Below are 12,957 nucleotides of genomic sequence, written 5' to 3' on the forward strand. Positions count from 1 at the left end.
CCCATGACGGCTCCCCCATGACCCAGGCCCCTGCGCCATCCACCCCCTGGCTCCTGCGCTGGCAGGGGCTGCTGGCCCAGCGCAGCGCCGGCCCACTCACGGCACGGCTCAACCTGGTGGCCGGTGTGGTGCTCTGCGCCCTGATGGCAGGCTTGCCCCTGGTCACCCGCAGTGGCCTGACGCTGCTGATCGCCGCAGCGGGCCTGCTCTGGCTGCTGTGGGCCCTGCGCACCCCGGCCGGAGAGGTGGGGGCAATCAGCGGCTGGTTGCTGGTGATGTTAGGCGTGGCCGTGCTGGCAACAGGCTTCTCGCCGGTGCCTGTAGCGGCCTTCAAGGGATTGATGAAGTTGGTGAGCTATCTCGGGGTGTACGCCCTGATGCGCCAACTGCTGGCGGAGGCACCGATCTGGTGGGACCGCATCCTGGCGGCCCTGCTGGTGGGGGAGCTGGCCAGTGCCGTGATGGCAATCCGCCAGCTCTATGGCGACACCGGCGAGCTGGCCCGCTGGGCCGATCCCAACTCCGTGGCCGACGGCACAATTCGCGTGTATGGCCCCCTCGAGAACCCCAACCTGCTGGCGGGCTACCTGATCCCGATCCTGCCCCTGGCGCTGGTGGCCCTGCTGCGCTGGCGGGGCTGGCCCCGGCGCCTGTTCGCCGCAGCGGCCCTGATACTGGGCGCGACGGCCCTGTTCCTCACCTACAGCCGCGGGGGCTGGCTGGGCATGGTGGCCGCCGTGGGCGCCATGGTGCTGCTGCTGGTGTTGCGCCAGACCCGCAGCTGGCCAACCCTCTGGCGCCGCCTGTTTCCGCTGCTCCTGGTGGCGATCGCCGCTGCGGTGCTGGTGGTGGCGGTGACGCAGATCGAACCGCTGCGCATCCGCGTGATGAGCCTGGTGGCAGGCCGTCAGGACAGCTCCAACAACTTCCGCATCAACGTGTGGATGGCGGCGATCGGGATGATTCAGGACCGCCCCTGGATCGGCATCGGGCCCGGCAACAGTGCCTTCAACCTGATCTATCCGCTTTACCAGCAGCCCAAGTTCAATGCCCTGAGCGCCTACTCGGTGCCCCTCGAGCTGCTGGTGGAGGGCGGAGTGCCGGGGCTGGTGGCGGGCCTGGGCCTGCTGCTGGCCAGCGTGCGCACCGCCCTGGTGCAGCTCAAGGGCGAGGCGGCCTTCGCCCTACCCGCCCTGGCCGCCCTGGCGGCCATCGCCGGGCTCTGCGTGCAGGGCGCCACCGACACCATCTTCTTCCGCCCGGAAGTGCAGATGACCGGCTGGTTCTGCCTGGCCACCCTGGCCGTGAGCAGCAGCACCCACCCCGACGCCTGATGCAGCTGATCGCGGGCTTTGATGCCGGCCAAACCCACACCACCTGCCGGCTGGCCCTGGTGGATAGCAACGGCACCATCCAGCCGCTGGGCGAGGGCCAGGGCAGTGGCGTGAGCCACCTGGCTGCCGCCGCTGGAGAGGCGCGCTTTCAGTCCGCGCTCAGCAGCAGCCTGGCGGCGGCGCGCACCACGGCACCGGCGGCCTGGGCCGATGCCCCCCTGGCCACCAGTGCGGTGGGCGCCAGTGGCATGGAGGCCGGCAGCGCCGTACAAGCCCGCGGCCTGGAATTGGCCTCTGTGGCCCTCGGGCTGCCTGCGGGCGCGGTAGCCGTGACCGGCGATGAACACACGGCCCTGCGCGGGGCATTCCCGCAAGGCGAGGGGATCCTGCTGATCAGTGGCACCGGCTGCATCTGCCTGGGCCAGAACGCCCAGGGGGCCCAGCACCGTTGTGGGGGCTGGGGCTGGCTCCTGGATGGGGCGGGCTCGGCCATGGATATCGGCCGGGATGGCCTGGCCCTGAGCGTGCAGATGGCGGATGGTCGTCTGCCGGAAACAGCCCTGCGCACCGCCCTCTGGGCCGCCCTCGGCGCCGACACGGCCCAGCAGGTGAAGGCCAGGGTGGTGGAGCCCGATTTCGGTGCCGCGGGATTCGCCCGTCTGGCGCCGGTGCTGGATCAGCTGGCGGCGGCCGGCGATCCCCACAGCCAGGCCGTGCTGCAGCACTCCGCCGCGGCCCTGGCCGGCCTGGTGCAAGGGGTGGCCAAGCATCTGACCATGGACCAGCCCGCCGTGTGCGGGGTGGGTGGAGCACTCCGCCACCTGGTGCAGCTGCGCAGCCGCTTTGCGGCCGCGTTGAACCAGGTACTGCCAGGCGCCACCAGGGTGGAGCCCCAGGGGGATGCCACCCACGGCGCCCTGTTGCTGGCTGCCGACCTCAGGCTGCGTTGAGGTGTTGATCCGCGAGGGCGGCCAGGTGCCCGCTCCAGTGGTCCACATCGCCCTGATCCGCCGCCTCCACCATCACGCGCAGCAACGGCTCGGTGCCACTGGCCCGCACCAGAACCCGCCCGCTACCGGCCATGGCCGCTTCCGCTGCGGTCACCGCCGCCCTGAGGGGCTCACACACCTCCCAACCGGTGCGGCGGCCACGATCCGGCACGGTCACGTTCACGAGTTTCTGGGGATAGGGCTGGAAGCTGCCGTCCATCCAGTCCGCCAGGGAGCCCCCCTGGGCCTGGATCAAGGTGGCCACCTGCAGGGCCGTGAGCAGGCCATCGCCGCTCATGCCGTGCTGCGCCGAGAGGATGTGACCCGACTGCTCACCCCCCAGGCCAGCCCCCAGCTCTTCCATCGCCGCGTGCACGTATTGGTCGCCCACCGCGGTGCGCTCCAGCAGGCCGCCCCTGGCCTGCCAGGCCCGTTCAAATCCCAGATTGCTCATGACCGTGGCCACGATGCGGTTGGCTGGCAGCTGGCCGCCGGCCATCAGGGCCTGGCCCCATAAGTAGAGGATCTGATCGCCATCCACCACCCGGCCCTGGCCGTCAACAGCGAGCATGCGGTCGGCGTCGCCGTCGAAGCCAAAGCCCATGGCCGCACCCCGCTCCAGGACGGCAGCCCGCAGGGCCTCCAGATGGGTGCTGCCACAGCCCTGATTGATGCGGCGGCCGTCCGGGCTGCCGTGCAACACGGTGAGGTCGGCACCGAGCTCACGGAACACCGCCTCGCCGCAGCTGGTGGCCGAGCCCCAGCACAGGTCGAGCACGATCCGGCAACCATCGAGGCGGGCGCTGCCCACGCTGTCCAGCAGCGACTGGCTGTAGGCCTCCAGAAGATCCGGACGGGCCACGAGCCGGCCGTTGGCCACAAAACCGGCGGCCGCATCACTCTGGCCATGGAGACCGGCCTCAATCGCCGCCTGCTGCTCCCTGCCGAGCTTGGCGCCACAGGCCCCGAACACCTTGATGCCGTTGTCGTGGGGCGGGTTATGGCTGGCGGACACCATCAGGCCGCCACTGGCCCCGAGCCGGCGGATAGCGCCCGGCACGGCCGGTGTGGGGCAGAGGCCGATATCCAACACCTCGCGACCAGAGGCGGTGAGCCCTGCCGCCAGGGCCGCCACCAGCATCGGCCCACTGCTGCGCGAGTCCATGCCCAGCACGATCGGGCCACCATCGGGCAACACCCGCCCGCACCAGTAGCCCAGCTGCAGCGCCAACGCCGGCGTGATCAGCTGTCCCACGCGGCCGCGGATGCCGTCGGTGCCGAATCCCGCCACCCCAGGCGCGAGGGGCTCACCGAGCGGAAAGCGGGCCAACTCCGCCATGGCGCAGCACCGTTACAGATTGGGGCAGGCTACGGCCTGTTCTCTGGTCTGCTCAGCGCCAGCGGCGCGGCCAGCAGCTCCAACGCAAGAGCTCCCACACCGCCCACAACATCAGCAGCCCCACCAGCCAGCCAGGCAAGAGCGACACCGGCCACCAGGGGCGCAGGAACATCACCAGACCAGCCGCCGCCAGCACCTGCAGGGCCCGGCGCCGCTGGCTCCAGCCCGGCAGCGTGCGGAGGAGCGGCGGCAGCGGTGGAAGACCCATGACCCACGACGCAGATCTCCCCAGAATGCCAACACCTGCCCGGCCCCCTTGCCACAGCCGCATCCAGCCCAGCCCAGCCCGGCGCACCTGGGCGGCCTGCTGATCGGCCTTGTCTGCCTTGGCAGCGGCATCGCCCTGGCGGCCGGCCGCCAGGCCCTGCTGCAGCTGGTGCCCGCGCCCACACCGGTCGCCAGCCAGGCCAACCTCGAGCGCACCCGTCACTGGAGTGTGGACCCCAGCCACCGGCGCGATGCAGCCCTACTGCTAAGTAGCCAGACCAGCCCAACGCCAAACCAGACGCTGCGCTTGCTGCGGGGCCAGGGCTGGGGCCAAGACCCTCTGGCCGCCGTGGCCCTGAAGCAGTCGGCCCTGGCGGCGGAGGCCACAGGCCAGCCCAACCAGGCCAGCCGCCTGTGGCGGCAACTGCTGGAGCGTTTCCCCCAGCAGCCCGCCAGTGCCGATGCGCTCTACGCCCTCGGCCGCAACACCCCCCGCCTGCGGCAGCAGCTGCTGGCCCGCTTCCCCGCCCATCCCGCCGCCCTGGCGGCCGCAGTGGAGAGCCAAGCGGCCCTGCACCTGGCCCGCTGGGGCGCGCGCTGGCCCGGTGCCGAACCCCTGCTGCGGCAGGCCTGCCGCCAAACCAAGCCCCCCCTCCGGCCAGGGGAACGGCAAGCCCTGAGCGGCTCCCTGGCGCAGCTCGGCGATGGCCAGGCCGCACGCCAGTGCCTCGGCTCCACGCCGCCCACGGCGGCGCTGCAGCTGCTGCTGGCCCAAGCCCTGCTCAAGGGCAACGCCAACGACCAGGCCACAGCCGATGCCGCCCTGCTGGAGCTCACGCGCCGCTGGCCAGCGAGCCCGGAAGCCCGGGAGGCCACGGCCCTACTGGCGCAGCAGCCGGGCCCAGTGGCCCTGGCGCGCCTCAGCCAGTTACCGGCGGCCCTGCAGGACACCGCAGCTGTACAGGCCCGGCTAGCCCTCGAAGGCCAGCGCCCCTGGCAAGCGGTGCTGCAGCGCTGGCCCACGGACCCCGCCAGCTGGGATCTGCAGTGGGACCTGGCCCGGGAAGCCCTGCTCAAGCGGCAATGGAGCCAGGCCGCCACGATCCTGGCCAGTCTGAACGTCAAGCAGCTGCCCGCACCCCTGGCAGCGCGCCAGCTGTTCTGGCAGGGCTACAGCGCCGAGGCCCTCGGTCAGCGCAGCGCCGCGGAGTGGTTCTGGCGACGGCTGCAGCAGGTGTCGCCAGCCGGCTACTACGGCTGGCGGGGGGGGGTGCGCCTCGGCCAGCATTCAGGATTGGATCCCCGCAATACCCCCTCGCCGTCCGGGGCGGGCAACCAGGCCCTGGCCTGGCAGCCGCTGGCCAGCGGCGATGCCGAACTGGATGCGCTGTGGCGGGTGGGCCAGTCCCTGGAGGCCTGGGAAACCTGGCGCCATCGCCAGGGCGGCAGGGCGCCGCAGGGGGGAGAGCAACTGCTGCTGGAAGGCCGTTTGCGCACGGGGGTCGGCGACGACTGGACCGGCCTCGGCCAACTGGAACTGGCCAACCTGCGCCTCCCCCAGGCCAGCTGCGCCGTGCAGTGGCAACGGGAGCAGCAGCTGCACCCCCGCCGCTACAGCGACACGTTCGAGCAGGCGGCCAACGACGCGGCGATCGATCCAGCCCTGCTGCTGGGCGTGGCCAAGCAGGAATCCCGCTTCAGTGCGGGCGTGGCCTCACCGGCCGGCGCCGTGGGGCTGTTGCAACTGATGCCGGCCACCGCCAGCGAACTGGCAGGAGAACCCCTGGACGCCGCAGCCCTGCGGGAACCCCGGCGCAACGCCCGGCTCGGAGCCCTCTACCTGCGCCAACTGCTCGACCAGTGGCAGGGCAACAGCTTCCTAGCCATCGCCAGCTACAACGCCGGGCCGGGCGCCGTGCAGAGCTGGCTGGGCAGCGACAAGCCCAACCCGCTAACCGAGCCGGAACTCTGGACGGAGGCCATCCCCTACCCAGAAACCAGGCTGTACACCAAAAAAGTGCTGGGCAACCTCTGGACTTACCGCCGCCTGCAACAACCCGGCTGCTGAAGCGTCATTGGCCGCCACCCGAGCGCAGGTATGGATCCAGGCGGCCCTGCATCAGGTGATCCACGCCGCTGTGCAGCCCATGGCCCAGCCAGATGCCGCACAGCACCACCAGGCTCAAGCACGCCAGCATCACCAGCGGCGGCGGCACGATCCGCAGGCGGGTGAGGTCGAGCCGGGCCAACAGCACCGCAGCGGCCAGCACCAGGATCTCGGTGAACACGCTGAGATGCAGCAGGTAGAGGCCACCGGTGATCACCGCCAGCAGCGTCACCACCAGGGTCAGGGCCTTACTCGCCGACATCAACTGCGACAACTCCCGCAGCAGCAAGTCGGGCATGGTGCAGACCAGCACCACTAGGAAGGCCTGCAGGCACTGCAGCGGCCAAAACATCTGACCCACCAACCCGAACTGGGACGCCGCTTGCGACGAATCCGGCACCACCTGGGTGAGTTCAGCCCAGTGCAGCCCCATGTAGAGGCTCACCAGCAGCAGCACCAACAACATCGGTGCCCTCAGGGGCAACAACAGGAGCTCGAGAACGGCTTTCACGAGTTCAACGGCACAGGCTGATCCAACACCAGGGCAATCGCCTCAAACGGGCACGACGGGATGCATTGTTCGCACACCAGGCAGCGTTGCGCGTCAAAGTGCAACTGCCAAGTGGGTGTGGCGCTGGTCAACGCACCACTGGGGCACACGCTGGTGCACAGGCCGCAGTCCACACAGCGTTCGCGATCGATCTGAATCTCCCCCGGCGCCCGGTTCAGCCCCAGGCCCTGGCTCTCGAGCCACTGCTCGGCGGCGGCGAGATCATCGATGTCGCCGGAGAGCTCCACCACCATGGTGCCGCTCTGGTTGGGGGCGATCTGGGCCCTGAGGATCTTGGCGGCGATGTCGAACTCCACCGCCAGCCGATAGGTGATCGGCTGATGCACCGCCTCGCGGGGGAAATGCAAGGTGATGCGGCGCTTCACGCTCCAGCGTCCTCCGGACATGAGCGTAGCGACTCTGCCAAAACTGGCAGAGTGGGCGGCCATCCCCTGCGGGACCTGGTCTTGAGCTCCGAGCCCCCTGTGACCACTGCTGCCGAGGGCCTCCTGGGCCGGCGTGAGCGGATGCTGCTGGCCGCCCTTGCGGCGGTACTGGCCGTGGTGTTGTTTGCCCTGCGGGGAGGCCTGCAACCAGCGGCACCGCTGGAACAACTGGCCCGCCAATCGCTCGATCTCCCCGTGGCCTTGGCCGATGGCCGGCCCACCCTGGTGGAGTTCTATGCCGACTGGTGTGAAGCCTGTCGGGCCATGGCACCGGCCATGGCCGCCATGGAACGCCAACACCACGATCAGATCGATGTGGTGCTCCTCAACGTGGACAACCCGCGCTGGCAACCGGAAATCGATCGCTACGACGTGAACGGCATCCCCCAGCTGGAACTGTTCGACGCCAACGGCACAGCCATCGGCCGCTCCCTCGGAGCCCGCAGCGCCCCGGAACTGGAAGCCCTCAGCACCGCTCTGATCAGCCAGGCGCCCCTGCCCCAACTGGCCGGGGTCGGCAGCCTGAGCAGCCTCGATCCAGCGGGGGCCCTCGCGGCGGCGGCCAGCATGGCCGGCCCGCGCAGCCACGGCTAGAACCCGCCCAGACCCCGATCCGCCCTGCCCTCCTCTCCTGCCATGAACCGCTTCCGGGTCGAGCTGATCGCCGCCACACCCAACCCCCAGCAGTGCATCTATGCCGCGATGCACCAGGACTACTCCGAGGGATTCGTGGCAGCCGATCGCGCCAACTGGCCCGATGAAGCCAAGGCCGGCGAAGTGTGTGTAAAGCGGCTGCTGGCAGGTGAGCGCGGCCACTACGGGCCCCTGGAGCACGCCCAGATCGTGCTCAACGTGGGCTGGTTCCCCCACTCCGTGATGCAGCAGGCCCGCACCCACCGGGTGGGCGTGAGCTTCGACGTGCAATCCATGCGCTACACGGGCGACCGCATCTGCAGAGCCGCCAACGGCGAGCTGGAGCTCGAGGAGGTGTTCTACCTGCGGCCCGTGGGCAGCTACAGCGACCGCCAGGGCAAGAAATACGCCTACAACGCCGAAGAACGCCAGAAAGACCTGGAGATCTGCCGCCTAGCCGCGGAGCGCTACCGCGACATGCTCGCCGCTGGCTTCGCCGAGGAACATGCCCGCGGCATCTTGCCCTTCGACTACCGCCAGCACTTTGTGGTGAGCTTCAGCCTGCGGGCCTTTCTCCACTTCATGGACCTGCGGGCCAAGCTCGATGCCCAGGAGGAAATCCGGGTGCTCTGCGACCTGATGTGGCCCCACATGGTGACGTGGGCCCCGGAGATCGCCGCCTGGTACGAGAAGAGCCGGCTACATAAAGCGCGGCTAGCGCCCTAGGCAGCCCTAAACCCGGGCCAGGGTCACGCGCTCAGGCTGGTGCTGGTATTTGCCGGCACGATCGTGATAGGTGGTTTCGCAGGGATCACCTTCAAAGAACAGCAGCTGGCAGATGCCCTCGTTCGCATAGATGCGGCAATCAGCGCCCGACGAGTTGCTGAACTCCAGGGTGAGATGGCCCTCCCAACTCGCTTCCGCTGGGGTGGTGTTCACGATGATGCCCAGACGGGCATAGGTGCTCTTACCGAGGCAGATCACAGTGATGTTGGCGGGCACCCGCATCTTCTCCAGCGCCACACCCAGGCCATAGGAGTGGGCCGGAAGGATGAAATAGGCACCATCCTCATCCTCGTGCAGGGGAGCCGGCTCCAGGTTGGCCGGATTGAACCGCTTGGGGTTCATCACGGTGCCCGGCACATGCCGGAAGATCAGGAACTCCTGGGCCGAAAGGCGCAGGTCGTAGCCGTAGGACGAGCAGCCAAAGCTCAGCACCGGCTGGGCACTGTTCTCAGGGTCCAGATGGCGCACCAGCTTCGGCTGGAAGGGCTCCAGCAAGCCCTGAGCAGCCTGCTCGTTAATCCAGCGGTCGTTCTTGAGCATCAGAAACCTCGGCGCAGCTGCGTAACCTGATCGGCCATCGCCATGAAGGATGCGGGCATGGCGGGGCCTGTGAGGATCACATCCACGTGGGAGGGACGCTTCTCCAGGGTCGCCAGCACCTCGACCGCGGGGAGATAACCCAGCTCCACAGCCAGGCCCAGTTCATCCAGCACCAACTGATCGAGCTCGCCGGCCAGCAACTGATCCCGGCTGTAGCTCCAGACCTCAGCCACGGCCTCAGCCGCGGCACCATCGGCACCGGCGGAATCCGCCAGACAGCCCGCCACTGCAGGCCGCAGCCATTGCAGCCGGCCGCAGAGCCAGAGGCTGCGCTCCAACCCTTGATCCACGCCCCCCTTGAGGAACTGGGCGATCAACACACGGCTGCCGAGGCCGGCACTGCGCAGGGCCTGGCTGAACACACCGCTGAAACTGCCACGGAAGGGGGCCGTGTGGATCTGAAGCAGCCCCTCCTGCTGGGCCACCAGCTTGAGGCTGCGGTGGGATGAGGGCACTCCAGGCCGCAAGGTGCCGGCGCTGGGCCTGGGCTGATGCTTGATCAGGCTGGCCGTCATCCCGTGTTCTGAACAGCGCGGTGAAACCTGAATGTAGCGGTGAGGAGCCTCTCGGCAAGCATCAGCCACTACGGGTGGTGGAAACACCCGTACCATCGGCGTAGCTCGCTGCCCAGCCAAGCCATGACCGATGCCACCCCGCGGCGGGACGGCCGTTCGCCCGGAGAGCTGCGACCAACCCGCTTCGCGTGGGACCCGATGGGCTTTGCCCTCAGCTCGGTGACCGTGCACACCGGCCGGACAGCCGTGATCTGCAGTGTGTGCCTGGAGGAGGGCGTTCCGAAGTGGCGCCAGGGTTCCGGCAAAGGCTGGCTCAGCGCCGACTACCGCTTGCTGCCGGCCTCGACCCCCAGCCGGCAGCCCCGGGAGCTGATGAAACTCTCGGGCCGCACCCAGGAGATCCAACGGCTGATCAGCCGCAGCCTGCGGGCCTGCCTCGATCTCGAGGCCCTGGGGGAGCGCACCCTGCAAATCGATTGCGATGTATTGCAGGCCGATGCCGGCACCCGCACGGCCGCAATCAGCGGCGCCTGGGTGGCCCTCGCCCTAGGGCTGCGCCGCCTGGAAGCCCGCGGCGTGCTGAACAGCTCGCCCCTGCGCGAGCAAGTAGCCGCCGTGTCCGTGGGGGTAGTGGATGGCGCCTGCCTGCTAGATCTCGACTACAGCGAGGACAGCCGCGCTGAGGTGGACCTCAACGTGGTGATGGACGGACAGCAAAAACTGCTGGAGATTCAGGGCACGGCCGAAGGCGCACCCTTTTCCCGCCAGCAACTTGGCACCCTGCTGGATCTGGCAGAGGCAGGGTTGCAGCAGCTTCAAAGCGCCCAACGACTAGCCCTGGACGAAGCCCCGAATTAGTGTCATCCGTTACACGGCCGCCCCAAGTCGATCCTTAGGGTCCGGCTCACCTTGCACCGCCGTTATGGTCGGCGCCACACGCGGCTTCACCCGCTACTCCGCCAGTCCAACCACCGGCAACACTGGACTGACTCCAGCGGCTGGCAGTGCGCTGTCCGGCAACACCACGCTGCTGGACGTGATCCGCGGCCTGAACGGCAGCACAACCGAAACGGTTGAACGCGGCAAGACGATCTTCTTTCCGGGCGATCCGGCCGAGAAGGTGTATCTGCTGCGTCGGGGCGCTGTTCGGCTCTCGCGCGTCTACGAATCCGGCGAAGAAATCACCGTGGCCCTGCTGCGAGAGAACAGCCTGTTTGGCGTGCTGTCGCTACTGACCGGCCAGCGCTCCGACCGCTTCTATCACGCGATTGCCTTCACCCGGGTGGAGATGGTGACGGCACCGGCCACCTCGGTGCGCAAAGCCATCGAGCAGGACGCCAGCGTGGGGCTGTTGATGCTGCAGGGCCTCTCCTCCCGCATCCTGCAGACCGAAACGATGATCGAAACCCTCACCCACCGCGACATGAGCTCGCGACTGGTGAGCTTTCTGCTGGTGCTGTGTCGCGATTTCGGCGTCCCCAGCAGCGAAGGGATCACGATCGACCTGCGCCTGTCCCACCAGGCCATTGCCGAGGCCATCGGCTCCACCCGCGTCACGATCACCCGCCTGCTGGGCGACCTGCGCAATGCCGGCTTGGTGCAGATCGACCGCAAAAAGATCACGGTGTTCGATCCCCTAGCCCTGGCCAAGCGCTTCAGCTGAGCAGCTGGCCGATGGGATGGTGCAACCCCAGCCCGCTCGGTTGATACTGACCATTCCTGCCCTGTGTCGTGTCCGGCTGGCTGCTGATCCTGGCGTTGCTGGTGCTCGGGGGGATCCTCTCCACCCTGGGGGATCGGCTGGGCACGCGCGTTGGCAAAGCGCGCCTCAGCCTGTTCAACATGCGGCCGCGCAAGACGGCCGTGCTGATCACGGTGCTCACCGGAAGCCTGATCAGTGCCATGTCGCTCGGCCTGATGCTGCTGGTGAGCGAGCGGTTGCGCACCGGCCTCTTTGAACTCGACCAACTGGAGCGCCGTCTGCGGGATAGCCGCCATTCCCTGGAAACAAGCCGCACCGAACTCAGCCGCAGCCAGGCGGCCCTACTCCAGGCTCGCAGTGGCCGGCTAGAGGCCCGTACCCAGCTGGCCCTGGTGGAGCGCCAAGCCCAGGGGCTGCGCAAGGAACTGCAGCCCCTGGTGCAACAGCGCAAGGTGCTGGAGCAGGAACGCGATCGTCTCAATGGCGATATCGCCGCCAAAGATGCCGACATCCGTCGCAACCGCGATGAGCTGGCCAAGGTGACCCAGAAGATCGCTGCAGGAGCCAAGGAACTCGAGCAACTGGAAACCAACCTGATCGCCCTACGTCGCGGCGACGTGGTGATCACCAGCGGCCAGCCCCTGGCCACGGCCAAGGTGCGCATTGACAACCCCAACCAGGCCCCGGAGGTGATCCAGTCTCTGCTGGTCCAAGCCAATCTGGCGGCCTACCAGCGGGTGCTGCCCGGCGAGAAGGCGAACCGCCAGATCCTGCTGGTGCCGCGCAGCGACATCGCCAAACTCAACACCATCCTGCGCCAGCGAGGCTCCTGGGTGGTGAGCCTGATCTCGGCGGCGAACGTACTCAAGGGTGAGCGCCAAGTGCTGGCCTTCCCGGATGTGCGCCCCAACCGGCAGGTGATCCGCAATGGCGAGCAACTCGCCACCACCGTGCTCGAAGGCGATGAATTGAACGCCGAACAAGTGCGGAGCCGTCTGAATCTGCTGATGGCGGCGGCCTTCACCAAAGCCCAGCGGCAAGGGTCCCTCGCCAACGGTCTTCAATTTGATGCCACCCGTTTCAATCAGCTCGGTGCCGCCCTGAGCGCACGCCCAGCTGGTGAATCCGTGCGTCTGGAAGCCATCTCCCGGCGCAACAGCGATCTGGCCGATCCCGTTGTGGTGGACATCAGGGCCATGCAGACCCCAGCCACGGCGGTGCCCGGACGGAATTGACCACAGCGCGGCCCCATGAAACCGCCAGCCCGGGCCAGGGGCCCTGGGCGGCCCTGGATCCAGGCCGCAGCAAATGCGGCCTGGTGCTCAGCAACCCCGAGGCCACGAGCATCGTGGAGGCCGCTGTGCTGCCCCCAGACAACTGCTGGCAGCGGCTGCAGAGCTGGCAGCAGCGCAGGCCGCTGCAGGCCGTGATCCTGGGGGATGGCACGGGCAGTGGGGCCTGGCAGCAACAGCTAGCTGAACTGGGCGCAGCGGTGATCCTGGTGCCGGAACGGGGCACCACCCTGGAGGCTCGCCAGCGCTACTGGCAACTGGAGCCCCCGAATCTCTGGCAACGGCTGCTTCCCAGGGGCCTGCGCCTGCCGTCGCGCGACTGGGACGACGTGGTGGCGCAGCTCTTGCTGGAGCGGCACCTCAAGCGGGAACTGAGCCGCACACTGGCCTGAGCGCC

At 68.6% G+C, this 12,957-nt stretch carries 15 protein-coding genes; 9 read left to right on the forward strand and 6 right to left on the reverse strand.

Annotated features, from left to right (window positions below; translation table 11 throughout):
* Window positions 1–17: 17 nt before the first annotated feature.
* On the forward strand, window positions 18–1,334 hold the full coding sequence (locus KBZ14_RS08550; RefSeq protein ID WP_255117907.1) for an IctB family putative bicarbonate transporter: 1,317 nt from the start codon (window positions 18–20) through the stop codon (window positions 1,332–1,334).
* A complete protein-coding gene (locus KBZ14_RS08555) occupies window positions 1,334–2,284 on the forward strand; it encodes an N-acetylglucosamine kinase (protein ID WP_255117908.1) in 951 nt (316 codons plus the stop codon). Before KBZ14_RS08550 ends, KBZ14_RS08555 begins: the two co-directional genes overlap by 1 nt.
* Here KBZ14_RS08555 and glmM read toward each other — a convergent pair.
* Both glmM and KBZ14_RS08565 read right to left on the reverse strand, forming a co-directional pair.
* Window positions 2,271–3,662 carry a phosphoglucosamine mutase gene (glmM, locus tag KBZ14_RS08560; RefSeq protein ID WP_255117909.1) on the reverse strand — a complete coding sequence of 464 codons (1,392 nt, stop codon included), beginning with the start codon at window positions 3,660–3,662 and terminating at the stop codon, window positions 2,271–2,273. The two genes, KBZ14_RS08555 and glmM, sit on opposite strands and share 14 nt — an antisense overlap.
* Window positions 3,663–3,714: 52 nt before the next feature.
* A complete protein-coding gene (locus KBZ14_RS08565; protein ID WP_255117910.1) occupies window positions 3,715–3,930 on the reverse strand; it encodes a hypothetical protein in 216 nt (71 codons plus the stop codon).
* Window positions 3,931–3,978: 48 nt separating this feature from the next.
* Between KBZ14_RS08565 and KBZ14_RS08570 the strand changes: the two genes are divergently transcribed.
* Window positions 3,979–5,997 carry a lytic transglycosylase domain-containing protein gene (locus KBZ14_RS08570; RefSeq protein WP_255117911.1) on the forward strand — a complete coding sequence of 673 codons (2,019 nt, stop codon included), beginning with the start codon at window positions 3,979–3,981 and terminating at the stop codon, window positions 5,995–5,997.
* A gap of 4 nt (window positions 5,998–6,001) precedes the next feature.
* On the opposite strand, the gene KBZ14_RS08575 is transcribed toward KBZ14_RS08570, so the two are convergent.
* Both KBZ14_RS08575 and KBZ14_RS08580 read right to left on the reverse strand, forming a co-directional pair.
* Window positions 6,002–6,547 carry a hypothetical protein gene (locus KBZ14_RS08575; protein ID WP_255117912.1) on the reverse strand — a complete coding sequence of 182 codons (546 nt, stop codon included), beginning with the start codon at window positions 6,545–6,547 and terminating at the stop codon, window positions 6,002–6,004.
* The gene (locus tag KBZ14_RS08580) at window positions 6,544–6,972 is read right to left on the reverse strand and encodes an NIL domain-containing protein (RefSeq protein WP_255118014.1); all 429 of its coding nucleotides are present in this window, start codon (window positions 6,970–6,972) and stop codon (window positions 6,544–6,546) included. The genes KBZ14_RS08575 and KBZ14_RS08580 overlap by 4 nt, the downstream gene beginning before the upstream one ends.
* Before the next feature lie 141 nt (window positions 6,973–7,113).
* Between KBZ14_RS08580 and KBZ14_RS08585 the strand changes: the two genes are divergently transcribed.
* Entirely contained in the window at window positions 7,114–7,626 is a 513-nt protein-coding gene (locus KBZ14_RS08585; RefSeq protein WP_255118015.1) for a thioredoxin domain-containing protein, read from the forward strand.
* A gap of 42 nt (window positions 7,627–7,668) precedes the next feature.
* Window positions 7,669–8,391: an FAD-dependent thymidylate synthase gene (gene thyX, locus KBZ14_RS08590; protein WP_255117913.1), complete on the forward strand. Its 723-nt coding sequence runs from the start codon at window positions 7,669–7,671 to the stop codon at window positions 8,389–8,391.
* Between the two features lie 6 nt (window positions 8,392–8,397).
* Here thyX and dcd read toward each other — a convergent pair whose 3' ends face one another.
* The gene (gene dcd / locus KBZ14_RS08595; RefSeq protein ID WP_255117914.1) at window positions 8,398–8,991 is read right to left on the reverse strand and encodes a dCTP deaminase; all 594 of its coding nucleotides are present in this window, start codon (window positions 8,989–8,991) and stop codon (window positions 8,398–8,400) included.
* Window positions 8,991–9,566, reverse strand: coding sequence for a cob(I)yrinic acid a,c-diamide adenosyltransferase (locus tag KBZ14_RS08600; RefSeq protein WP_255117915.1), 576 nt, complete (start codon window positions 9,564–9,566; stop codon window positions 8,991–8,993). Before KBZ14_RS08600 ends, dcd begins: the two co-directional genes overlap by 1 nt.
* A 123-nt stretch (window positions 9,567–9,689) precedes the next feature.
* Here KBZ14_RS08600 and rph point away from each other — a divergent pair, with 123 nt between their 5' ends.
* The 4 genes from rph (at window position 9,690) to KBZ14_RS08620 (ending at window position 12,952) form a co-directional block, all read left to right on the forward strand.
* Window positions 9,690–10,424, forward strand: a complete 735-nt coding sequence (gene rph, locus KBZ14_RS08605) for a ribonuclease PH (RefSeq protein ID WP_255117916.1) — start codon at window positions 9,690–9,692, stop codon at window positions 10,422–10,424.
* 64 nt (window positions 10,425–10,488) lie between these two features.
* Window positions 10,489–11,229, forward strand: a complete 741-nt coding sequence (ntcA, locus tag KBZ14_RS08610; protein WP_255117917.1) for a global nitrogen regulator NtcA — start codon at window positions 10,489–10,491, stop codon at window positions 11,227–11,229.
* 68 nt (window positions 11,230–11,297) lie between these two features.
* Complete coding sequence (locus tag KBZ14_RS08615) at window positions 11,298–12,503, forward strand: DUF3084 family protein (RefSeq protein WP_255117918.1); 1,206 nt, start codon at window positions 11,298–11,300, stop codon at window positions 12,501–12,503.
* Complete coding sequence (locus KBZ14_RS08620; RefSeq protein ID WP_255117919.1) at window positions 12,500–12,952, forward strand: RuvC family protein; 453 nt, start codon at window positions 12,500–12,502, stop codon at window positions 12,950–12,952. Before KBZ14_RS08615 ends, KBZ14_RS08620 begins: the two co-directional genes overlap by 4 nt.
* Window positions 12,953–12,957: the final 5 nt, after the last annotated feature.

Source organism: Synechococcus sp. HJ21-Hayes (assembly GCF_024345835.1).
Classification (GTDB): Bacteria; Cyanobacteriota; Cyanobacteriia; order PCC-6307; family Cyanobiaceae; genus Vulcanococcus.

Excerpts from the sequence above, each read along its gene's own strand:
- KBZ14_RS08550 (WP_255117907.1), top strand. The coding sequence starts at position 18 with ATGACCCAGGCCCCTGCGCCATCCACCCCCTGGCTCCTGCGCTGGCAG.
- KBZ14_RS08555 (WP_255117908.1), top strand. The coding sequence starts at position 1,334 with ATGCAGCTGATCGCGGGCTTTGATGCCGGCCAAACCCACACCACCTGC.
- glmM (WP_255117909.1), bottom strand. The coding sequence starts at position 3,662 with ATGGCGGAGTTGGCCCGCTTTCCGCTCGGTGAGCCCCTCGCGCCTGGG.
- KBZ14_RS08565 (WP_255117910.1), bottom strand. The coding sequence starts at position 3,930 with ATGGGTCTTCCACCGCTGCCGCCGCTCCTCCGCACGCTGCCGGGCTGG.
- KBZ14_RS08585 (WP_255118015.1), top strand. The coding sequence starts at position 7,114 with ATGCTGCTGGCCGCCCTTGCGGCGGTACTGGCCGTGGTGTTGTTTGCC.
- thyX (WP_255117913.1), top strand. The coding sequence starts at position 7,669 with ATGAACCGCTTCCGGGTCGAGCTGATCGCCGCCACACCCAACCCCCAG.
- dcd (WP_255117914.1), bottom strand. The coding sequence starts at position 8,991 with ATGCTCAAGAACGACCGCTGGATTAACGAGCAGGCTGCTCAGGGCTTG.
- KBZ14_RS08600 (WP_255117915.1), bottom strand. The coding sequence starts at position 9,566 with ATGACGGCCAGCCTGATCAAGCATCAGCCCAGGCCCAGCGCCGGCACC.
- rph (WP_255117916.1), top strand. The coding sequence starts at position 9,690 with ATGACCGATGCCACCCCGCGGCGGGACGGCCGTTCGCCCGGAGAGCTG.
- ntcA (WP_255117917.1), top strand. The coding sequence starts at position 10,489 with ATGGTCGGCGCCACACGCGGCTTCACCCGCTACTCCGCCAGTCCAACC.